At 42.5% G+C, this 23439-nt stretch carries 17 protein-coding genes; 8 read left to right on the top strand and 9 right to left on the bottom strand.

Annotated features, from left to right (window positions below):
• Positions 1–121 precede the first annotated feature (121 nt).
• Positions 122–697 carry an elongation factor P-like protein YeiP gene (gene yeiP / locus BGP75_RS00705; RefSeq protein ID WP_076714044.1) on the top strand — a complete coding sequence of 192 codons (576 nt, stop codon included), beginning with the start codon at positions 122–124 and terminating at the stop codon, positions 695–697.
• A gap of 109 nt (positions 698–806) precedes the next feature.
• On the opposite strand, the gene mnmE is transcribed toward yeiP, so the two are convergent.
• The 4 genes from mnmE to rpmH all read right to left on the bottom strand — a co-directional run bounded on the left by mnmE (position 807) and on the right by rpmH (position 4605).
• Positions 807–2174 (bottom strand): tRNA uridine-5-carboxymethylaminomethyl(34) synthesis GTPase MnmE, encoded by a 1368-nt coding sequence (gene mnmE / locus BGP75_RS00700; protein WP_143820943.1) that lies wholly within the window; start codon positions 2172–2174, stop codon positions 807–809.
• Between the two features lie 97 nt (positions 2175–2271).
• Positions 2272–3960 carry a membrane protein insertase YidC gene (gene yidC, locus BGP75_RS00695; RefSeq protein ID WP_076714042.1) on the bottom strand — a complete coding sequence of 563 codons (1689 nt, stop codon included), beginning with the start codon at positions 3958–3960 and terminating at the stop codon, positions 2272–2274.
• 83 nt (positions 3961–4043) lie between these two features.
• On the bottom strand, positions 4044–4442 hold the full coding sequence (gene rnpA, locus BGP75_RS00690; RefSeq protein WP_076714040.1) for a ribonuclease P protein component: 399 nt from the start codon (positions 4440–4442) through the stop codon (positions 4044–4046).
• Between the two features lie 28 nt (positions 4443–4470).
• On the bottom strand, positions 4471–4605 hold the full coding sequence (rpmH, locus tag BGP75_RS00685) for a 50S ribosomal protein L34 (protein ID WP_076714038.1): 135 nt from the start codon (positions 4603–4605) through the stop codon (positions 4471–4473).
• A gap of 533 nt (positions 4606–5138) precedes the next feature.
• On the opposite strand from rpmH, the gene dnaA reads away from it, so the two are divergent.
• The 4 genes from dnaA to gyrB all read left to right on the top strand — a co-directional run bounded on the left by dnaA (position 5139) and on the right by gyrB (position 11668).
• Positions 5139–6857 (top strand): chromosomal replication initiator protein DnaA, encoded by a 1719-nt coding sequence (gene dnaA / locus BGP75_RS00680; RefSeq protein ID WP_076714036.1) that lies wholly within the window; start codon positions 5139–5141, stop codon positions 6855–6857.
• Positions 6858–6970: 113 nt separating this feature from the next.
• The gene (dnaN, locus tag BGP75_RS00675) at positions 6971–8077 is read left to right on the top strand and encodes a DNA polymerase III subunit beta (RefSeq protein ID WP_076714034.1); all 1107 of its coding nucleotides are present in this window, start codon (positions 6971–6973) and stop codon (positions 8075–8077) included.
• Positions 8078–8135: 58 nt separating this feature from the next.
• Positions 8136–9242 (top strand): DNA replication/repair protein RecF, encoded by a 1107-nt coding sequence (gene recF, locus BGP75_RS00670; protein ID WP_076714032.1) that lies wholly within the window; start codon positions 8136–8138, stop codon positions 9240–9242.
• Between the two features lie 2 nt (positions 9243–9244).
• Positions 9245–11668 carry a DNA topoisomerase (ATP-hydrolyzing) subunit B gene (gene gyrB / locus BGP75_RS00665; RefSeq protein WP_076714030.1) on the top strand — a complete coding sequence of 808 codons (2424 nt, stop codon included), beginning with the start codon at positions 9245–9247 and terminating at the stop codon, positions 11666–11668.
• 437 nt (positions 11669–12105) lie between these two features.
• Here gyrB and BGP75_RS00660 read toward each other — a convergent pair.
• A protein-coding gene (locus tag BGP75_RS00660) for an IS3 family transposase (RefSeq protein WP_143820942.1) occupies positions 12106–13181 on the bottom strand; the annotation gives its coding sequence in 2 pieces (ribosomal slippage) (positions 12106–12932 and positions 12932–13181; 1077 coding nt in all).
• Positions 13182–13310: 129 nt separating this feature from the next.
• Here BGP75_RS00660 and BGP75_RS00650 point away from each other — a divergent pair.
• Entirely contained in the window at positions 13311–14255 is a 945-nt protein-coding gene (locus tag BGP75_RS00650) for a TniB family NTP-binding protein (protein WP_076714023.1), read from the top strand.
• Complete coding sequence (locus tag BGP75_RS00645; RefSeq protein ID WP_076714021.1) at positions 14252–16135, top strand: TniQ family protein; 1884 nt, start codon at positions 14252–14254, stop codon at positions 16133–16135. Before BGP75_RS00650 ends, BGP75_RS00645 begins: the two co-directional genes overlap by 4 nt.
• Before the next feature lie 307 nt (positions 16136–16442).
• Here the strand turns inward: BGP75_RS00645 and BGP75_RS00640 are convergent, their stop codons facing one another.
• The 4 genes from BGP75_RS00640 to BGP75_RS00625 all read right to left on the bottom strand — a co-directional run bounded on the left by BGP75_RS00640 (position 16443) and on the right by BGP75_RS00625 (position 23193).
• Positions 16443–17231, bottom strand: a complete 789-nt coding sequence (locus tag BGP75_RS00640) for a hypothetical protein (protein WP_076714019.1) — start codon at positions 17229–17231, stop codon at positions 16443–16445.
• Between the two features lie 308 nt (positions 17232–17539).
• Complete coding sequence (locus tag BGP75_RS00635; RefSeq protein ID WP_076714016.1) at positions 17540–19300, bottom strand: hypothetical protein; 1761 nt, start codon at positions 19298–19300, stop codon at positions 17540–17542.
• Positions 19297–21831 carry an ATP-binding protein gene (locus BGP75_RS00630; protein ID WP_076714014.1) on the bottom strand — a complete coding sequence of 845 codons (2535 nt, stop codon included), beginning with the start codon at positions 21829–21831 and terminating at the stop codon, positions 19297–19299. The genes BGP75_RS00635 and BGP75_RS00630 overlap by 4 nt, the downstream gene beginning before the upstream one ends.
• Positions 21832–21840: 9 nt before the next feature.
• Positions 21841–23193, bottom strand: coding sequence for a hypothetical protein (locus BGP75_RS00625; RefSeq protein WP_076714012.1), 1353 nt, complete (start codon positions 23191–23193; stop codon positions 21841–21843).
• Positions 23194–23347: 154 nt separating this feature from the next.
• Between BGP75_RS00625 and BGP75_RS27685 the strand changes: the two genes are divergently transcribed.
• The coding region (locus BGP75_RS27685) for a transposase (RefSeq protein ID WP_143820948.1) at positions 23348–23439 on the top strand (92 nt) is incomplete at its 3' end.

Below are 23439 nucleotides of genomic sequence, written 5' to 3'. Positions count from 1 at the left end.
GTGGCATGCATTGATTTTTCATCAGCCGTCCAGCTTGTATCAGGTTCATTTCATTTAGCGTTATCAATGGGTGAAATACCTGATTATAATATTGACAAATTTTTATATCAGAGCCTGGAAAATGCCAAAAGCAAGTGAAATAAAGAAGAATACAGCAGTCGAAATTAACGGCGAAGCCTATATTGTTCGTGACATCGAACGTTCTGTCCCACAGGGTCGTGCCGGTGGCAGTATCTATCGTATGCGTATGTATAACGCTGCAACGAATAACAAGATAGATGAAACCTATAAAGATTCAGACATGTTGACCCTTGCTGATCTGATCCGTCGACCTGTGACATTTTCATATTCTGATGGCGACGAATATGTATTTATGGACACTGAAGATTATTCTTCATACAGCCTGAATAAAGATACCATTGAAGATGAGCTACTATTCATTGGTGAAGATACTCAAGGCTTACAGGTCGTTATCGTGAATGAGGCACCGGTTGCACTGGATTTGCCTTCCACCGTTGAGCTTGAAATAGTCGAAACTGACCCTTCTCTTAAAGGCGGTTCTGCTACAGCCAGAACGAAACCTGCCGTACTTTCAACCGGTTTAACGGTACAAGTACCCGAACATATTTCATCCGGGGAAAGAATCAAGGTGAATGTGGAAGAGCGCAAATTTGGCGGTCGTGCCGAGTCCAAATAAGCTTAAAACTGCAAAAGAACGAAGGCTAGGGACGTGAGCGTTGCTAAACTTAAGCAGGAAGTCAGGTGGCCACCCGTCTCTAGAACCCTTCGTTGTGTTTCCTTTAAAATTACTTCCCTATACAGAAGCTGGAAAAGATCTTTCCAAGCAGATCATCTGAAGTGAACTCACCGGTAATCTCTGAGAGCGATTGCTGGGCTAGTCGTAAATCTTCTGCCAATAGCTCACCTGCGCCGTAGCTGTTGAGTTGTTGGCTTCCTGTGTTCAGATATTCTCGGGTACGGAGCAGGGCGTCTATGTGCCGTCTACGGGCCATAAATCCCCCTTCACCGGCTGATTCGTAGCCCATGCAGTGTTTGAGATGTTGCCGCAGCAGATCCGTGCCCAGTTGCTGTTTAGCGCTTAGACGGATCAGATGACATTCTTCTTCATTGTCGATACCCACTTGTTCGCCACTTAGATCAATTTTATTGCGAATAACGGTAATTTTATCGAGGTCGGGTAGGTGACTGACGAAGTCGGGCCAGATCCGTTCAGGAGCTGTTTCTGAAGTTGAAGATGCATCGACCATCAGTAGAACGCGGTCGGCATTTCGGATCTCATCCCAGGCTCTTTCAATACCAATCTGTTCAACCACGTCTGCACCTTCTCTAAGGCCGGCTGTGTCGATAATATGCAGTGGCATACCATCAATATGGATATGCTCCCGCAGAACATCTCGGGTGGTGCCTGCGATGTCTGTAACGATGGCTGATTCTTTGCCTGCCAGTGCGTTTAGCAGGCTGGATTTACCTGCATTGGGCCGACCTGCAATAACGACATTCATCCCTTCTCGTAAAATAGCCCCTTGATTGGCCTCGGCGAGGACTTCGTTCAGGTCATTGGAAATGTGCTCCAGATCTGAGGCAACTTTACCATCGGCCAGAAAATCCACTTCCTCTTCCGGGAAATCTATAGCTGCTTCAACGTAGATACGCAGATGTACGAGTGAGTCTACCAGCCTGTGAATTCGTTGAGAGAACTCCCCCTGAAGGGACCTTAAAGCGCAGCGGGCTGCTTGTTCCGAAGAGCTGTCAATCAGATCGGCTATTGCTTCTGCCTGTGCCAGGTCCAGCTTATCATTCAGGAAGGCACGCTCAGAAAACTCACCGGGTCGAGCCAGTCGTGCACCAAAAGTCAGCACTCGCTGGAGCAGTAAATCCAGGACAACCGGGCCACCATGAGCTTGCAATTCGAGGACATCTTCCCCAGTGAATGAATGTGGGTTGTTGAAATATAAGGCGATGCCCTGGTCTATCTGTTGACCATCTGCGTCATTAAAAGGGCCGTAATATGCCTGGCGTGCTTCGGGGATATGCCCCAGTATCCCTTCGGCAATTCGCTGAGTTTTATTGCCTGACACCCGTACAATACCGACGCCTCCACGACCAGGAGGAGTTGCCAGGGCAGTGATAGTATCGGTATCCAGTAAAGTCATGGTTCAGCCTATGGGATTCATTCTTTGATTTGAATCCTATTATAGAAAAGGCCCCTTGCGGAGCCTTTGAGATATTCACATTCGGACCGTCAGAGAATTATTTCTTCCCCAGACCCGCCGCTTCAATTTTTCGAGTAATCATCCACTGCTGAAGGATAGAGAGAATATTGTTCACTACCCAGTACAGAACCAGACCTGCCGGGAACCACAGGAAGAAGAACGTGAAGACAATAGGAAGCATCTTCATGACCTTGGCCTGCATTGGATCGGGAGGGGTCGGGTTTAGTGTTTGCTGAATAAACATAGTGAGACCCATCATAATCGGTAAGACGAAATAAGGGTCCATTACTGACATGTCCTGGATCCATAAAACGAATGGAGCATGACGTAATTCAACACTTTCAAGCAGTACCCAGTACAGAGCAATAAACACAGGCATCTGGATAACGATGGGCAAACAACCGCCTAATGGATTGATTTTTTCCTTCTTGTATAGCTCCATCATGGCTGCCGACATTTTTTGTCGATCATCGCCATAAAGTTCTTTCAGGCGGGTAAGTTCCGGGCCAACGCTACGCATTTTTGCCATGGAGGTATAGGCTTTGGCTGACAAAGGATAGAACAGCGCTTTCACCGCCAGGGTGACCAGAATAATCGCGAGGCCCCAGTTTACTACCACATCCTGAATCATGTCCAAGGCGATAAATAATGGTAACGCGATCCACCACAACCAACCGAAATCGACGGTTAATTCCAAGTTCGGTGCTGTTTCCTCAAGCAGTTTCTGAATTTTTGGTCCGACATAGAATGTTGCTCCAGTAGAGCCTTTTTCACCGGCTGCCAAGGACAATGCCGGAGAAACAAAACCAGCAAAGTAGTTACCGTTACGGGCTTTACCGAAATAGCTATGGCTGGTTTCTGGGTTGGGTACCCAGGCACTGACAAAATAATGTTGCAGCATTGCGACCCAGCCGCCCTGGGTTTTGTCCGCATATTTGGCATCATCAAGATCGTCAAAACTAACTTTGTTATAAGGGGTTTCAGTACTGGAGAAGGCTGGTCCAAGATAAGACTGCATACCCATGCTGGTCTGCGAAGAGGGATCATCGCTGTTATCACGTTTAATCTGTCCAAACAGGCTTGCCTGCCAAGGTTGATCACTGTTGTTTTCGATCAGATAGTCAACAGCAATCTGGTACTTCCCGCGGGTCAGGGTAAAGCGTTTGGTGATCTTGACGCCACTTTCCTGGGTGAGGGTTAAATCAACGACAAGTTGATCGCTGTCACCCATTTCAAATTCAGCACTGGATACCTGATAGCGAGGACGCCCTCCAGAGGCATCAGGACCGTTTTTCCCGGTCAAACCACTCTGGGCGATATAACTGCGATTATCATTTTGCTCAAGGACGACAAGCTTTTGCTCGGCTCCAAGCTGAGCCAGGTATTCATTGAGTTCTGCGTGGATGATATCGCCGCCGTAGGGGTCGATAAGCAGATTAAGGACATCTGTCTTTACACGGATTAGTTGGCCAGCATCTGTAGCTGAAGCTTGCTGTTCTACCGGACTATCTGAAACATTGCCTTGCTGAACAGTACTGGTAGCACTTGGAATATCGGTTCCCAGCTGTTCCGTCGTCGTGGTAATTTCCGGTGCCGCACTGTGTGAAGACACGGTCGTGGCTTGAACCGGTTGTTCTGGCGCACCATAGTCTTTTTGCCACTGGAGAACCATGATGTAAGAAATTACTGCGAGGGCGCCAATCAGGATAATACGTTGGATATCCATTGTCTAAATCTGCCGATGCCGAAAATGATAGGAGGTATTGAGCAAACCGTATACTGCGCTATTTAACCCAAAACGGCAAAAGATCAGCTTGACGTTTTCGTGTTAAGTGATGCGCCCAGACGTTTACGCGAGTATTTAACCAGCCTCGTCCAACTGTTGTTAGCCAACTGATGTAAAGACCGATTGTCCAACTCACCCATGCCCTTTCTTGCCAGTACAACAATATCCAGATTCGGAAGTCTGGAACTTGTTAACCGAAAAGACTCGCGAATTACGCGCTTCACCCTATTACGGTGGACGGCCAGTCTTATATGCTTTTTCGCAATGACCAGTCCGACTCGTGGGTGGGAGAGTTGGTTCGGGCGTGCCAGGATAAGCAGATGCTTATCCGATACTTTCACTTCTGCCCCATCAAAGACCGTTTTGTAGTCCCCCGCATTCAACAATCGTGAGCTGCGGGGAAACGGGAATTCGGTCTTCAAAGAGCTGTCAACAATATTCTGAGCGTGATTACGCGCTCAAAACCTTGCGACCTTTAGCGCGACGGCGCTGAATTACTTGGCTGCCATTTTTAGTAGCCATGCGTGCACGGAAACCGTGACTACGGGCGCGCTTCAAAACGCTAGGTTGAAATGTTCTTTTCATTGCACTGTCCTACGTTAAACAAGGGACTTGAAATCCCCACCGGGTAAAATCAAGAGCGGAATTTTAGAGAATTCCTGTCGATACTTCAATTGCTTCTTTAACTATTTAGTTGCTTATTCTAATTTTTTCCTAAAAAAGTACGGGATATCTCCTTTTAAACAGGTCTTCTGGCGGGCTGTTTGGTTGTCCGGCAGCAGTGCCACTTTGTTCTGCATTTATTTCAGAATAAATTCTGTTGATAAGTTTTAAAAAGTCAAATATTACAAATAAATACCCTGTTTGTAAGGTTGTATAAAGACTGTTTGAAAAGCTTGGATAGCCCGTGGATAGATAGAGGGTTGTTTATTTTTACCCCAGATTTCTGCTGACCGATAAGGCGCTGCCCAAGCGGGGCCTTGTTTTCATAAAGATTATTTATTGCAGTTATTTTTTCAATTTCATCGAATAGTTCTGTGGATAACCGTCTCCTGAGAGGATAGAATGCAGGACTCACCTACCAACTGTTTGTAACCACTGAATTTGGGAACCTCTGCATGCCAGTCGATCTTTGGCAGAAATGTCTAAGCTATCTTCAAGAGGAGTTCCCCTCGCAGCAATATAATACCTGGATACGTCCCCTTCGGGCGGAAGCTGGCAGCCCGAGCCAATTGCGGTTACTTGCCCCAAATCGATTTGTTATGGACTGGGTTTCTGATAAGTACCTAAAACGAATAAAGGAACTGCTGTCAGAAGTCGATGAGGATCGCGTTTATGAAGTTTTGCTGGAAGTGGGTGCTAATGGTCGACGCCAGGGCGTTGGGGCTGCTTCTGCTGGACGTTTATCGCGGCAGATACAAGCTTCAGATCAATTTCAGAATACCGATCACTCCACTGTAAGTGTATCAAGTCCAGGTTCTTCCGGTCATAACTCATCAGCATCTGACACACCGGGCGCTGCAACTGATATACAGGGTTCTTCGACGGCAAATAACTCCATAAATAAAGAACCTTTATACCATGGTTCTTCTGGTTCAGACTCTGTGTCGTTAGGGCATTCCTTGGATTCCAGCCCTCTGGATCAGAGGTCAATAAGTCAAAACTATTCAAAAACAACTTCTTCTGAACCTGGCGCTCCTATGCAACAGGATCTATTGGCGCCGCAGTCGACAAAGCCTTTACAGAAGAAGCTAAAGCCCGGTGATGGCCCTAACAGGAAAAAGCGACAGGTTGATGTTGAAGGTGGGGTTCGACATCAGACCCATTTAAACAAGCTGTTTACTTTCGATACCTTTGTACAGGGTAAATCAAACCAGCTCGGTTTAGCTGCGGCTCAGCAGGTGGCTGAAAACCCGGGCGGTTCCTATAACCCTTTATTTATTTATGGTGGTGTAGGGCTGGGTAAAACTCACTTGATGCATGCAGTGGGTGCAGCAATGCTGGAGCGTAACCCCAACGCTAAGATAGTGTATTTACACTCTGAACGTTTTGTTGCTGATATGGTAAAAGCATTGCAGCTTAATGCGATTAATGACTTTAAGCGCTATTACCGCTCTGTTGATGCGCTGTTAATTGACGATATTCAGTTTTTTGCTGGTAAGGATCGTTCCCAGGAAGAATTCTTTCATACTTTTAACGCACTGTTGGAAGGGGGACAGCAGATGATTCTGACCTGTGATCGTTACCCCAAAGAGATCAGCGGGTTGGAAGATCGTTTGAAATCCCGCTTTGGCTGGGGTCTTACTGTAGCGATTGAACCTCCGGAGCTGGAAACACGCGTTGCTATTTTGATGAAAAAAGCGGAGGAGGCTCGTATCCGTCTGCCTCACGATGCAGCTTTCTTTATTGCTCAAAAGATTCGCTCTAATGTTAGAGAGCTCGAAGGAGCGCTGAAGCGAGTGATAGCGAATGCTCACTTCACCGGTAGCAGTATTACCACTGAATTTATTCGAGAGTCGTTGAAGGATCTATTGGCTCTTCAAGATAAAATGATTAGCATCGATAATATTCAGCGGGTTGTTGCAGAATATTACAAGATTAAGATCTCTGATTTGCACTCCAAACGTCGAAGCCGCTCGGTGGCCAGACCACGACAGGTTGCTATGGCTCTGTCAAAAGAGCTGACCAATCACAGCTTACCGGAAATCGGTAATAGTTTTGGCGGCCGCGACCACACAACAGTGTTGCATGCACGGCGGAAGGTGGCAGAATTACGAGAAAGCGATACCGATATTCGAGAAGACTATAAGAATCTGTTGAGACTATTGTCTTCCTGATGGGAACATAGAGAAGCCACAGGATAAACCATAAGCTGAGGATGGTTTATTAGGAGGTCAGGCCGAGGACCCTGTTGTATAACTAGGGCTCTTTATTAGAAGGGTAGGAATAGATGAAATTTGCCGTATCCAGAGAAGCACTTTTAAAACCCCTGCAATTGGTTGCTGGGGTGGTGGAGCGTCGTCAGACGTTACCAGTCCTCGCCAACATATTATTGGTTGTTGAAGGAAATCGCTTATCGCTGACTGGTACAGACCTTGAAGTTGAGATGGTGGGGCGTGTTGAGTTGGAGCAGGAGGCTGAACCAGGCTCCATTACTGTTCCTGCGAAGAAGCTTATGGATATCTGTAAGTCGCTCCCTGATCATGTTGATGTTGAGCTCACTTTGACAGGGCAGAAAGTGACCATTAAGGGCGGGCGTAGCCGCTTTACTCTGGCAACTCTGCCTGCATCAGAATTTCCAAATATAGAAGACGGTCCCAGAACCCTCGAAATTCCTATTCCACAGGGCAAGCTACGCCATTTGATTGAGCGTACCGGTTTTGCCATGGCACAACAGGACGTACGTTACTACCTGAACGGTATGTTACTTGAGCTGGATGGCAGCCAGCTTCGTACCGTTGCTACTGATGGCCACCGTCTGGCTACCTCCATTTGCTCGGTAGAGCAGGAGTTGAGTGTTAAACAACAGGTCATTGTTCCGCGAAAGGGTATTCTTGAACTGGCCCGATTGCTGGAGGATAGTGATAACGAAGCTCAGTTGGTGATCGGTAGTAATCATATTCGAGTTAACACCGGTGATTATGTTTTCACTTCAAAACTGGTCGACGGCAAGTTCCCGGATTATGAGCGGGTCATTCCTCGTGGAGGCGATAAGCAGATTATCGCTAATCGACAGGAATTGCGTCAGGTATTAAGTCGTATTTCAATACTTTCCAATGAAAAGTATCGGGGCGTTCGTTTAGCGTTAACCGAGGGTTATCTTCAGGTTACTGCTAATAACCCAGAGCAGGAAGAAGCCGAAGAAACATTGGAAGTGGATTATCAGGGGCCTGCGTTGGAAATTGGCTTTAACGTCAATTACATGCTGGATGTCCTTTCTATCCTTTCGTCAGAGGAAATGGTTCGTGTTTCTATGACTGATCCAAACAGTAGTTCTCTCGTAGAGGCTGTCGATAATAACGATAGTTTGTACGTTATCATGCCGATGCGTATGTAGTGGTTGGTGGCCCGCCATTAAGCGGGCCCTTCCTCTATTTAGGTTATACACCTCACCCATGCCGATTAAATCACTGGCTCTCAGTGGCTTTCGTAATTTCCAATCTTTGAAGCTTGATCTCTCTCCAAGGGTGAATATCTTCTACGGTTCCAACGGTAGTGGAAAAACCAGCATCCTTGAAGCAACGAATCTGCTTAGTCTGGCGCGTTCCTTCAGAACAATAAAGTACAAACATTACATTAATCATGATCTGGAAAGCTGTACCCTATTTGCAGAAATCGATTCTATAGCTGCTCGTTCATCGATACCGATAGGATTGCAGCGTAACCGTAACGGAGCATTACGAATACGGGTTTCCGGAGAGGATATAGACAGTGCTTCAGTGCTGGCAGAATTGCTCCCGGTTCAGCTGATTAATGCCGATACCTTCCTGCTTTTGGAGGGCAGCCCGTCCATTCGGCGTCAATTTGTAGATTGGGGGGGATTTCATTCGGATTCTCGCTTTTTAGCGACCTGGAAAGCCGTTAAACGGGCTCTCAAACAGCGCAATAGTTTATTGAAATATGGTAAACTTGACCCTCGCGAGCGTGCTACCTGGGATCGCGAGTTTGTTCGTCACGCAGAGGCGCTGGACGAGTTCAGGCAGGCATATATAGATACACTTCTGCCCTGTTTTTCTCAGGTACTTTCCGGACTGATAGAGATCGAAGATCTCAGTCTCCAATACTATCGGGGATGGGACCGTAAGCGAACGATGGACCAGGTTCTTCAAGAAGGCTTTGAACGCGATAAGGGACTTGGTTTTACACAGCAAGGGCCGCAGCGTGCAGATCTTCGGGTCAAGGTAAGGGGGGTTGCGGCCAGCGAAATTTTATCAAGAGGCCAGCAGAAGCTGGTCGTTAGTGCACTGAAAGTTGCACAGGGGCTGATTCTTAAACAGCTTTCTGGCCGAGACTGTGTCTATTTAATTGATGACCTGCCAGCGGAGCTGGATCGTAATCATCGCCAAAAACTGTGTAATCTATTGATCGAAATGAATAGTCAATTGCTGCTTACCTGTGTCGAGGCAAGCGCCTTTGATGGTTGTTTAAACCAGGAATCAGAAGTACGGGACTTCCATATAAGAAACGGAAGGCTCGTGTCAGACAATGCCTATGGGAGCTAAGAATGAGCGACGGAAATAACAACGCTTACGATTCATCCAGTATCAAGGTTCTGAAGGGCCTGGATGCGGTGCGAAAGCGTCCGGGTATGTACATCGGAGATACCGATGACGGTACCGGCCTGCACCATATGGTATTCGAGGTAGTGGATAATTCCATCGATGAGGCATTGGCGGGTCACTGCAGTAAAATCGAAGTGATTATACACCCTGATGAAACCATTAGTGTTTCGGATGATGGCCGCGGTATTCCAGTGGACATCCACGAGGAAGAAGGGGTATCTGCAGCAGAAGTTATCATGACAGTCCTGCATGCCGGCGGTAAGTTTGATGACAACTCCTATAAGGTGTCAGGAGGTTTACATGGGGTGGGGGTCTCGGTCGTTAATGCATTGTCAGAAAAAGTCAAAATGACGATCAGAAGGGCAGGTAGTGTTCATGAGCAGTCCTATACTCATGGTGTTCCCGATGGACCAATGAAGATTGTTGGAGAAACCCAGAGCACTGGAACCCGGATCCATTTTAAGCCCGCCGCAGAAACCTTCACTCATATCCATTTCCAGTACGATATTCTGGCAAAAAGGCTTCGTGAACTTTCATTTCTTAACTCCGGTGTCTGCATTGTTTTGAAAGATGAGCGGAGTGGTAAAGATGAGACTTTCATGTATGAGGGTGGTGTCAGTGCATTTGTTGAGTATCTGAATCAGAACAAGAGCACTATTAACCGAGTCTTTCACTTTACTGATATCAATGATGAAGGCATTGGTGTTGAAGTTGCGTTGCAGTGGAATGATGGTTACCAGGAAGGAATACATTGTTTTACCAATAATATTCCACAGCGTGACGGTGGCACTCATTTATCCGGTTTTCGTTCAGCACTGACTCGTTCACTTAATGTTTATATTGAACAAGAGAGTGTACAGAAGAAGTCGAAGGTTGCGACCTCAGGTGATGATGCCCGGGAAGGACTTACTGCCATTATTTCGGTCAAAGTGCCTGACCCGAAGTTTTCTTCGCAAACCAAGGACAAGCTTGTTTCTTCTGAGGTAAAAACCGCTGTTGAACAGGCGATGTATAAGCACCTCACTGAGTTTCTGCAGGAGCAGCCGAACGAAGCCAAGGCAATAGTCGGCAAGATGATTGATGCGGCTCGTGCCCGTGAAGCAGCCCGAAAAGCACGGGAAATGACGCGCCGTAAAGGTGCCTTGGATATTGCCGGTTTGCCAGGAAAACTAGCAGACTGTCAGGAGAAGGATCCTTCTCTTTCAGAAATTTACCTGGTGGAGGGTGACTCCGCAGGAGGTTCTGCCAAGCAGGGCAGAAACAGAAAAACCCAGGCAATCCTGCCACTCAAGGGTAAGATTCTAAACGTTGAGAAAGCGCGTTTTGATAAAATGCTTTCCTCTGCGGAAGTCGGCACACTGATTACCGCCTTAGGCTGTGGTATTGGTCGTGAAGAGTTTAATGCCGATAAGCTGCGTTATCATCGCATTATCATCATGACCGATGCGGATGTAGATGGATCACATATTCGTACCCTGTTGTTAACCTTCTTCTTCCGTCAGACGCTAGAGCTGGTTGAGCGTGGACATATTTACATCGCGCAACCACCACTTTATAAAATCAAGAAGGGTAAGCAGGAGCAGTATCTGAAAGATGATGAATCGCTGGACTCCTTTATGGTTCAGGCAGCACTGGATGATGCGCACCTGTATGTGAATGCTAATGCACCGGCGATTAACGGCTCGGCGCTGGAGTCTTTGATTAACGAATTCAGAGGCGTTAAGGCACTGATACAGCGTATTTCCCGCTTGTATCCTGAAGATGTGCTTAAGCGGTTGATTTATTTGCCTGAGCTATCTGAAAATGATCTGAAGTCCAGAGACAAGATAGTGGAATGGACACGCAATCTGGTTGCCTCTATTGACATTGAGAACAGCGCCGCGAGTACGTTTGAGAGTGGAGTGGCAGAAGACCAGGAGAGAAACCTGTTCCTGCCTCTGGTCACGTTGACCTCTCATGGCATTCCCCATGAACATGTATTTGGTTATGACTTCTTCTTATCGGCGGAATACAAAGCAATTGCCCAATTAGGTAAAGCGCTTTCTGGTTTGTTGGAAGAGGGGGCCTATATACGTCGGGGTGAGCGCATCAAACCAATAGAATCCTTCGACGAAGGCCTTGACTGGTTGATGGCTCAGGCCAAGCGAGGCTACTATATTCAGCGCTACAAGGGGCTGGGTGAGATGAACCCGGAACAGCTGTGGGAAACAACAATGGACCCTGATAGCCGCCGAATGCTGCGAGTCACCATTGAAGATGCCATTGCAGCAGACCAGATGTTCACCACTCTGATGGGTGATGAAGTAGAGCCGCGCCGGGACTTTATTGAAACCAATGCTCTAAGTGTAACTAACCTGGATATTTAGGTTTTACAGATTGTCGAATCTCATTTGAATTGAAACGCCGTCTCATAATTGTGAAATGGCGTCTCATTTAGAATGAAATGGGAACAAAAAAGCAGCCAGTTGGCTGCTTTTTTGTTCTTGCTGATACCTATACTTGATTAACTTTTAGAAAACTTAGAGTCCATTTTATCTAGGTGTAAGGGATCGCATACATCGAAGCTCGGACCCGAATTCATCGAGATTTTTGGGACCAGATTAATTGATAATAAGAAGAACACTGGGCCCACATTAGTTGCCAATGGACCCAGTTGTATTAAGAATGAGCCCGCACACATCGCACTGAGACCACATTAATTGAGAATGAAGAATAGTTCGATAATCTCATGTTTTTAACCTTTGATTTTGAAAACTGACCTTTCCCCTGTCTTAGTACCAATCCTTCGATGAGATTATTCATCCTAAGCCGCCTGGTTCTTAAATGCTACTGGAGCAATATATCCAAGTGAGCTGTGGGGGCGGATATGGTTGTAATGGTGCCGCCATTGACTGATTTCCCAGTCTGCTTCTTTCATGCTTCTGAACCAATGTTGATTCAGGCACTCATTTCTGAACTTCCCATTTAGGCTCTCTACAAAAGCATTCTGCGTTGGTTTTCCTGGCTGAATAAAGCTAAGTCTGGTGCCATTTTCTTTACTCCAAAAGAACATGGCCTTACTGGTAAATTCCGTGCCGTTATCGCAGACAATACTTTTAGGCAGTCCTCGATTGTCTCTAAGTTCATCAAGAAAACGTGCAACTCGAGCGCCTGAAATGGAAACGGATACCAGCTGTCCTACTATTTCTCGTGAGTAGTCATCCACAATATTCAGGACACGAAAACGGCGGCCGGTGCTCAGCTGGTCGGATACAAAGTCCATTGACCATCTCTGATTGACTGCCGAAGGCATTTCCATCGGCATTCTCGGCCTTTGTAACTTCTTTCGCTTTTTTGTACGAACTTGTAACTCTTCCTCCATATATACACGGTACGTTCGCTTCTTGTTCGCAACTAAGCCTTCAGCCTTGAGCAGACCATGTAACATCAGGTAGCCGTACCTAGTGTACTCTGCGGCTAGCTCTTTGAGACGGACTCTTAGTGAACCGTCATCATTCACTACGGGCTTGTAGCGGTATGCTGTTCGACTTACACCAACCAGCTTACAGGCTGTTCGCTCACTGAATTTGAACTGCTTGATAACGTGTGAGACAACCTGCTTTTTGCTGGCTGGCTTCACCACTTTTTTGATACGACGTCACTCAAGGCTTCGATTTCGAGCATTTTCTCTGCCAAGAGCTTTTTAAGCTTGTTGTTCTCCGACTCAAGCTCTTTTAACCGCTTAGCTTCATTAACTTCTAAACCCGCATACTTGCTGCGCCAGTTATAGAATGTGCCCGTTGATACGCCTAAATCCCGGCATAGGTCTTCGACTTTTACGCCAGATTCGTGGCTTTTGATCGCCTTAATGATTTGCTCTTCCGTGTACCGCTTCTTCATAGTGAGATCTCCGTTTAGATCGTAGACTATCTGGAAATCTCATCGAGGTCATGGTTCTAAATTTGGGGGAAAGGTCACTCTGAACATGGATGATTTGGACGAGTTTGATATGGACTGGGAGCTGGATAAATGAATAAGGATCAATCTGAGGTTTTATCCAGATTCAATAATTTGGTTATTCAACATCCTCAATTCAAATCGGCTCTAAATAAGATTGTTGAAGCCTATCAGTTGAATGATGAGATAGGCTTTCAACTTAACCTGATTTGCATTGGTATGTCTGGTACGGGCAAATCTACCCTTAAGCGTAAAGTTGTAGAACGCTACCCGGTTTACTACACCAAAGATCAAAAAATTGTACCGGTTCTTGTGATTGATACACCCTCTTTACCTACCGTGAAAAACATGGCTGAGGCTATGTTATTCCAGTTAGGTGATTCGACTTTTAACAAGGGATCAGCGGTTGAGAAAACAGGGAGGATTCTCAACTACATCAAACAGTGTGAGGTGAAACTGATTATCTTTGATGAACTACAGCATTTCATAGACCAAGGGAATAGAGCAGCACCTCGCCAGGTATCTGATTGGTTGAAAACGTTGATCGATCAATCTGGCGCTTCTTCTGTACTCATGGGGTTAGAGCAAAGTGAACACATACTTCGAATTAATGAGCAGTTGCGTCGGCGATTTAGTCGAAGAGTTAATCTGAAACCCTTCTCGATGGTTTGTAGCAATAGCTTTCGAGAGTTTATCAAAGTTCTGAAAGGGCTATATCGTACAGCAGACATGCCTTTGTCTGGAGATATTGACCAGGATTTATTCAAACGTTGGCACTTTGCCACTAACGGTATCATTGCTCACATGACTAACCTAATCGTTTCCGCATATCAAATAGCACAACGGGAGGGGTATAAATCGATTCACCAGCAATGCTTAGAGCAAGCGTTTACTGAGTCTATTTGGTCTGAAGGTGAAGGAAAGCTGAATCCCTTTAACAGAAACTTTGGCTTCAATAGGCTGATTAAGCCTGGTATGCCTTTTCACGCTGCTAGGACTAAGGAGCTTGATGTATGACTGCACTCATTCAACCGATTTGTTATCCACAAGGGTATTCTGATGAGTCGCCAGTAGGGTATCTTATTCGGGTCAGTCAGAAGAACAAGTTCAAAAATATCAGATGGTTATACCCAGAGGAAGGAGGGCGTTTTGTTCTTCATCCTAAGGATATTCTGGAACGTTTAGTGGACTCTCCCTGGAGTGGATTTGATAAGGCAAAGGCTTATCTTAAGTCTTATTGTGAGCTTAAGAAGGCGGATCTGAATTACTCAATATTGAGGTTCTGCCCTAAGTGTTTAGAAGAAGAACCTTACTATAGAATACACTGGCATTTGCGTTGTTCAGCCGCTTGCTTAAAACACCAATGTTGGTTGGTAGATACGTGTGCAGAGTGTGGGGCTGAGCAGAGCTACGGCAACAAAATATCGATTACAGAGTGCCATTGCGGAAGCAATTTATCATCCGCTGATACTCAAAAAATATCTGATAATGTTGTTAGATATCAACAGTTTGTTGATGGTGCTAAAAGTTATTATCAGAATGACAAATATTGGTTGGCAAATGCCTTATGTCCTTCTGAAATGTCGTTGAATTGTCGTGTTGAGCTCGCTAAGGCCTTTGCACAATGGCAACCGATTGAGGGGAATGTGTTTGATAGAACCGGCACATTTGCGGGATTCACAAATATGGAGACCGCTCGCCCTTATTTTTTGTCACTCGCCGAAACTTATTTTTCTGAACCTGACAGGTTTACGCACTTTCTAGAGAGTATTCACCACCATGTTTACGTCGATCAGAAAGATGGAGATAAGCTGTTCAAGCGGTTCTACAAGTTTTATTACCGATATATTGGGTGCGAAATAGAACCGCTTTATTTCGCATTGAATAGTTATGTAAACAACAACTGGCACTATGCGTTAACTCAAAAAAATTCTCTCTTTTCAGACACTATGATTGAGCATCATCCTTGGATACCGCTGCAGGTTGCCAGTAAACGTTACGAAATTGGTAAATCTGTACTCAATAGAGCGATTAATCTTGGACAGATAAAATCAGAGAAGCAGTATTATTCAGAGACTGATAGGACGTTTACGCTAGTTTATGTACCCGATGTAATGAAATACATCAGTCAGGAAGCTGAACAGGTTAACGGTATTATGGCTGCCAGCATTCTTGGTGTGACTAAGAAACAGTTCTATCAATTGCTAGAAAGTGAGTATCTCGAGGGAGAGGCTCCTTCTGAAGAAACGGGAGCTAGCTGGTCATTTGAGCGCTCAAAACTTCACAGTCTCCTAGAGCGATTTGGCCATCACATTCCTGTTTTGGAAGACCAATATATCCCCCTCCCTGATGCCCTAAGAAAGATTGGTAACCGTATCGAAAACCCCTTGGTTGCGCTACTTAGAGCGATTGAAGCTGGTGAGATTAAGACTAGAAAGAATATTAGAAATGTTGGTTTTAGAAGTTTATGTGTATCGGAACAGCAGCTACTAGACTGGTACGGCGTTCAGGTCAATGAGAAGAGATCGGGCTTGTACACAATTTCTGACCTAGGCAAGTCTATGGGAGTTAGTAATCAGCTGATAAAGCAGCTGATTCAGAAAGGGCTCCTCCTATCATTTAAGAAAAACGTCAAAGAGAGTCGATATATACCGGCAAAATCTGTAGACACATTTAAAGAGCAATATGTGTTGTTCACGAAACTCTCGAAACAGAGTGGTATGACGTTCCATGAGCTTAGGATTCTATTCAAGATGCAAGGTATTGAGGCTATCGATAAAAATCTGCCTAAAGAGGAGCGCTTTATGAACCGGATCTTTCATAGATATGATTTGGTAAAAATAAAAGAAATTTCGTCTTTGGTAGGGACTATGGGTGATTGGGATTACATGGTTTAATGCAAAGCTTCAGGCATTAAGGCTGTTCGCTTTTTGTGTAAAGAGGGAGTTCTTATCAGCCGAAAGAAGTTTTTGAGGAACGCTGTCTGGCTGCATAAGCGAGTGTTGCATTTTGGGGTTGAATTAACAATTAGTTCATAATTTATCATCCAAAAACGAGAAAACCACCTCGTTGAGGGCTAGTTTTGCTACAACTTGGTGGAGGGGTACCAAAGTATCAATTGATCATTCATTGTATGCACAGCCTTAATGAGAGGGGGATGTGAGAGCCTTAACGGGAGGTTTCTTCGGGCTACTCGGCCAGTTATTAATAACAAAAAAATAATATTAGAGAAATATTTATTAGAATTGATATCGTCAGCCATTTCTTATAGTTGCTTACAGTGTGCTCTTTGAGATACTTATTATGGTGTTTAAGGTTGAGTATTAAATGTTCGCAATTTGAGATCTTCTGGACGTTCTTCAAATACTCAGTAGCAAACTCTGCGTACGTTAATTCCGAAATTTTTTCTTGATTGAATATTGGTTTTAACTCTGACGCTTTATTAGCCCAAAATGAACCGTTACCTCTTTCATCGGAATAACTGACGTGGAAACCTCTTCCTTTGTAGAACCGATGTCTACGTTGACTATTTTCAGAGACTGCGTCGTGCTCTGATAAATCGCCAGCCTGAACTGCTACGTCAGGATGTTCGACTATGAGCCAATCGATGACTTTAGCAAGTGCGTAGCTGCCCAATCCATAGCCCGGCTCTAGAATTTTGATTTGTCCTTTGGGCCCAAACTTTCCTTTACTGTTTTTTTTATCCACTACTATTTGAACCGCATTATTACATAGAGAAAAAGAGCTGTTAGGCAGTTGAGGCATATTATGTGATACAAAATTAGTGTGAACTGTGCTCTTTGAGCTAACGATTTTGCCAAGGGGAGCTAGCCTAACAGCAAAGTACTCGAATTTACTGTTTTCGTAGTGGTAAGTCTGTGAAGCATAAAGAAGCGTAGTGTCATCACTGGTTGCTGTGACAAACTTTAATTTACCCAACTCTTTGGCTCGTTTTTCTATATCCATTTCTAGATTTATGCTGGAGAGTTCCATTTTTTCCTTTTAGCAATGTGTTGTGCTATATAATGCTTCCAAATAATTAGATGTTGGCTATGTATATTTCACGATAAATGAGATTTTGCTCAGTGTATTTCACTACTAATGAGATTCCAACGGTATAGAAAATCTTGGAATGTATGAAATCCCCCATAGAATCGGAGTTCCAAATTTCATTTCAAATGAGATCTGACATACAGATCTGTCAAATCTCATATCGGATGAGATCCCGTCTCAGAAGTTTGCTACGGTGTCTCAATTGAAATGATAGGTGAATAAAAAAGCAGCCAAATGGCTGCTTTTTTTTAGGCTAAACTAGTGTCTGAAAAATCATGGCTCAGAGGTGGACGAGTTTTATGTTGATACAGCTTATTCAGTAGAATATCTGTAAATGGGGAGTTTAGACGATCTCCCCTTTTACCATTAACAGAAACAGTGTCTGAGTCACGATCAAAAGATACCTTAATGCAAGTATCCCCGTTGATAGTCATATTGGATACTGAATGACATATATTCTCAGGAGGCATCAATAAATAGAAGCTACCTATTGGGCTGAAGAATTTGTCACGTAGCTCTTTGTACTTTTTTAGAAGTCCATCATTAAAGACAAGCTGAGAGCATTCTTCGTCTTCAGAGTGTAAGCTTAACTCTCCGTTTGAATTAAATACACATAAGTCCAAATAATTGATGTTTGTATTAATAGACTTCGAGAAGTCGAATACAAAGTAGACTTCTCTATCAAGAGGGCTTTGAAATACATGATTCTTAGTAAGGCCCTGGTATTCTTTTAGCTTTGGGTCATTCTTCTTAAACTTTTTAGACTCGAAAGGAATAAGAACTGCCTCATTAAGTTTTCTGCTTCCATCATCTCTTATCATTAAGTCACATGATTGCTCTAAGAGAACATAGTTGTATTCTTCTCCGCCGCTGTTAAAGTAAAATGTATCGCCTGTATTTATCGGAGTATGGATTCTATTAATAGAATTACCATCACTCCACATCTCTCGGTTTCTTAGGTTCTTAAAGAAATCGCCAGGAGTGCTGTTGTCTTTATAAAATAGAAAATATGGCTTTTCGTCCCTGTTTTGAGGCTGAAAATTAATAGACTCAATTTTTCTTAAGTTTCGTATTCTTTCAACTAATGGAGACCCATCCTTTATGAGGTTGGAAATTACTTTTTTCTGGTTAAGAGAGTAGATTCTATGCAGAACGTCAAACTCAGAAGCACCTTCTGATATTGTTTTTCTAAATATTGAAAAATCAATCTCATAAATCGAGCATTGGCTTAGGCTTTCAGTGACCTCTTCTATACTAGACTTTAGCTCATCTGATATTGAATTTGATAAATCATGACATAGCTTTCTAATATAGGCTCTTTTTAATATTTCTGGGGCCTTAAAATCTATCTCTAAATCATCACCTTCATTAAAGATTGATTTAGAAAGAACGGAAAAGTTTGTTGGAGTTTCATCATTAAAACCATTAATAATATCAGAGCGCTGTTGTTCTTCTTCAGCACCATGAAGGCAATTGTGCGTAAATAAAACACAATAAGGTTCATTATCTGAATTGTTAAGGATATATTTTAAAATTTCTTTTCCGTAATCTTTAGCCGCGCCTTCATTACTAAAGTCTAGATCAATAAAGAATAAGCAATCATCTTTTTTTATTAGAACTTCTTTTTCTTTATTCCATTCATCTAAAGATAGTTTCTCAAGATTTGCATGTTTATTAAATAAAGCAGAGAATTTATCAAAAGCTTCTTGGTTTAGTTCGGGTGTTGTTGATATCTTATCTAATATTTGGAGAACAGTAGCAGAGTCAGATGGAAGGCTATCCAAGATAACATCTAACGGATCATCAAAATCAATATCGGATAGCTCTTCTATATTACGAAGGTTTTCTGTTTCTTCTAGCTCATGGGCTAAAGTAATTTCTGTCTTTAGTTTGTCTATGAATTGCTCTTCTTCTAATCCCTTGGAAAAGTAATCATCAATCCACACTATATTGCTAATGTTAATAGCATTGAATACATTGCTTTGAAAGCTCTCTAGTGTATTCGTCATTCCGTTGCCCCAATTAAATCCACTTTAAACTTAAAACGTCTGCCGAATTTATTTCTTTCTTGAGTTAAAAATATTGAGCAGCCCCGTTCTTCTAGAAGCCGTTTTGTAATATAAAGCCCTAGGCCTTGGCCTTTTTCTTTGTCTGATACAAACATATCAAATAAATTATTTTCAATACCTTCTCTCACTCCTTTACCTGAGTCATAAATCGTAAAGGTATTCTTTGTAACTTCAACATTAATATATAATTCATTACTCGGATTATGAGTATTAAAAACTTCTAGCCAGTGTTGAGAGTTTCTGACCAAGTTATCTATTACTTGAAATAGCTTACCTCTATTAAAGCGAATAGGCTTATCCTTTCCATCACTTTTAATAACTATATTTATTTGATTATCTTTAAAGTAAGAGCTTCTAAGATCAAAGTACTCAGAAATTTGCTTGCTTAAATGCAATGTATCAATACTGCTTCGTTGTGCCCTTACAAGAGGGTTCAAAGAGGATATCGTTTTAGAAATTACACCTGTATCGCTTCTTATCGATAATAAGTGCCTCATGAGATCTTTATCTTGTATGCCTAGATCTTTTACGCGATTAATTGAGGCATTTAAGTGAAAAGCTATATTGCCTAGCTGTGAGTTAGCTTCGTGTGCTAAATCTTCTGCTGAAATACCAATGGCAACATGATCATAGAAGTCAGAAATTTGCTGTTCATAGCCCTCAATTTCTTCCTCTATCCTCTCTACTGACCTAAGGTGATCAGATAGTTCTTCACTAAAGAATGAGTATTGTTTAGCATAATCGTTGAATTGCCTTTCAAGCGAATCAACTCTGTCTCTCAGCGCCTGCATTTGCTTCCCAAAAAGAGGGTCGCTTATTAGACTTTTTTCATTAGTTTTGATCGTTTCATCAATAAACGAAATAGACTGTTCTAGCTCTCTCTTTGTTTTAATAGTTTCCTTATTGATTCTATTTTTAACAGTAGAGGCACTCTTAGATAGGTTGCCTAATTCATTGAGAGCATGTTGAGCGGAGTATGTCTTAGGCTTTCCTAAACTCTGATCTTTGTTGTTTTTTATAAATTGTAAGCTTTCTCTTCTAGAGGTATTTAAATAGTTATTTATGCTTTTAATGATTTCCTGACAAATTATCCAAAACCCATCATAAGCATCATTATCAACAAAGCTTTCCCGATCAGATTTTTCTTGTAGCTGTTTATTGTTATCCCAAGTTAAGTTTATGAAACCTGCTACGTTTGAAGGCCTAAGAGAGTACCCCCCCGCTCCGCTTGTCATCTCAGAGGCTAGTCCTAGCCAATCAACATTTCTGGACCCAATTTTAAAGCCATCACGGTACGCAGCAACCCCTCCGGTTAATTCTTGAATAAGGGTCTTGGTTTCTGTATATGATATTTTGGTGTCATCTAAATCAAGAGAATTTTTTCTGAATACAAACTGGTAAATCTTACCGTCAAAATCACCAGGGTTTGTGAAATTAGATTCTTTATCTTTTATTGCTTTGAAATTCTTTTTTGTTGCACTTATATCGTCTAGCTGGATTTCCCTTTTGAATTCTATGAAGTATTTTTCATCATCTGATTTGTTTTGGCTAAAATCACTAAGCTTTTTTGATCCTCTCAAGAATTCTAAAAGACTAAACCCTTGATCAGATAAAATATAGTTATTAAATAATTCCTTTTCTTCTTTTGTAGATGGTTCAAAGCCACTAAGCTTTAATTTTCCCTTTACAATTATAGTATTTTTATCTAACTCAAAGGAATATTCACTAGAACACAGATCGTAAATCTTTTCGTTAAAGGTCTCTAGTGATACAGAAGCACCGGATACCTTTAGATATAATTTAAAGTCTTTTAGATGTCCAAATGGTGACACCATAGATGATAGCTTATACTTTAGCTTAGTAAGCTTTTTTTCATCTTTCCAGTAACCAAGATCATTCAATCCGATTATTTCGATTGCAGATCCTGCTTTATTATTAATGTCACTTTTTCTTTCTGTAATTTTTACAGAGTCTAGGGTGGTTCCTGGTTTAAAGTCACTCCATCTAAAGGTTACTATAATACCTTCAGATTCTGCTGATGATGTATTAGTATTTATTCTACATACATCCCCTAACTGCATAGAGCCTAAGCGACCTAACCCTTTATCGCCAGTATAGCTTCTGTAGTACTTAGTAGTTTTTGAACCTGCTCTTTTCGCTTCCCTTTTTTCTGAGTGACTAATAGTGAGCCAAGCTTTATTAATGGTATCCCTCGTCATACCATGGCCATTGTCCTTAATTACAATTTTTCCATGATAAGTTGTTCCATCAACTACTTCAGTTGCTTCGGGCTGTATATCAATATCACAGTAGTTTGCGTCTGCATCATATGAGTTTTTTATTAATTCGACGAGAGCAATCTCAGGGCCTGTAATCAATTCTGCACCTAGTTGTGTGACAACATGTGCGTCAATTTTTAGCTTCAGTGGCTCTGTTTTATTATCTTTGTTGGAGTTATTAGCTTCTTCCATAATTGAGCCTTATGTTTGCCTGTCCATTTTGGCAATTATTATGTTTTCAGAGTCCATCGTGTCCGAAATGTTATTTCTTTTAGCCATCTTCTTATATGCAATTTTTCTTTCGATTGAAGTTATTGCAATAAGACTTCTTTTATCTAACATTTCAATTAAAATTTCATGCATTGGAACTAGCTGTTGAGTTATGCGCCTATTTCCAATAGTCCAAGCCTGATATCCGTTGTTCTTTGTCTTATTACTTAGAAGATCTATAGTATTATCCAAATCAATAAAAAACGAAGAAAATCTCTTAAGTCCACTTTCACTATCCATTATTTGACTTATAAAGCTTTTTGCGGAAGGATAGTTTTCGGCCAAATATTCAATTTTTTCCTTTGACTCTTTAAGTGATCCACCCAGGCTTGCGCTGTCAATACTATTGGTTCTTAGAAGAATGTCTTTATTTATATTTTTATCTATATCTTCTAAATCAACCCAGTTCAACGGTAAATATGAGAACTGTCCATATGGTATAGTTGTTTGATTATCACCATATGGTGGAGAGGTCATTATTAAATCAAAGTCTTTAATTTTATTGTTTTTTGTTAGAGCTTCTCTGATATCTGAAAGGTATATTGACGTTTTCCCTAAATGCCGCCCTTTGCTTATTAATCCGTTCTCTTGAAAACAGTGTTTCTGATCGCTAATCGAAGAAAAAATATCCTTTAAATATTTTTCAAATAGTGGGATAGGAGGCTTTTTCTCAGATATTTGGGAATCTGATTTTTTATGTAGCTTGTAGGTCGATAATCTGGAGTTGCTAGTCGATCTTACAACTCGACATAGAGCAAGCCAAAAAATCCTCCGAGCCCATAAAGATTTTTCTTTTTTTATGTTAGCAGATATCTTCTCAAGATCTTGCGAAATTTCCTTATGGAACCATTTATCCCGACCAAAGAACTCTCTTACTTTGTAAGTACCTGAATCTGACTTTATTGATGCAAGTAAGCTATTTGCTTTTTTTGATAGAGAGGAGTCATAGTACGGCCCTGACTTCACAAGACACGAGAGCACTGCTAGAGGATTTATGTCTACACCTGTAAAATTCATGCCCCTGTTCATCGATTCAACCATCACGGTTCCAGAACCCACGAAAGGGTCCAAAACTTCCTGGATTGGCATATGCTGATTTAGGGCATCAATAAGTGTTCCTTGCAATGCAGGAACCATCATTGCGGGATAGTGAATTAAGGAGTGAGCCCCCTTTCTACGACTATGTGATTTGAAAGACCAAAATTCTTCATCTTGCTGCCCCTGTATTGCAATGAGGCTATCAATGATTGGGTCTTCTTTGTATGCGCGAAGTGCAAGTTCCATATGCTATCAGTACTTGAAAAGTTGTTGTTTACTATATACTTTATTTTGATTCTAAACCAGGTTATTTACCTATTCTGAAAGGTAATATTGGTTTTACCCCGATTTGTCGGACACCTAGTTAAGAGTAGATAATCTACTTTAACGAGGTTTTTACATGTCTAATACACGAAGAAAATATTCCGAAGAGTACAAGCGCGAAGCCGTTTCATTAGCGCTTCAACCAGATGCATCGATAGCTGAAGTTTC

The sequence above is a fragment of the Motiliproteus sp. MSK22-1 genome (assembly GCF_001968815.1).
Taxonomy (GTDB): Bacteria; Pseudomonadota; Gammaproteobacteria; order Pseudomonadales; family Balneatricaceae; genus Motiliproteus.
The sequence above is the reverse complement of the archived record's forward strand: the minus strand, read 5'-3'. Positions and strand labels throughout refer to the sequence as shown.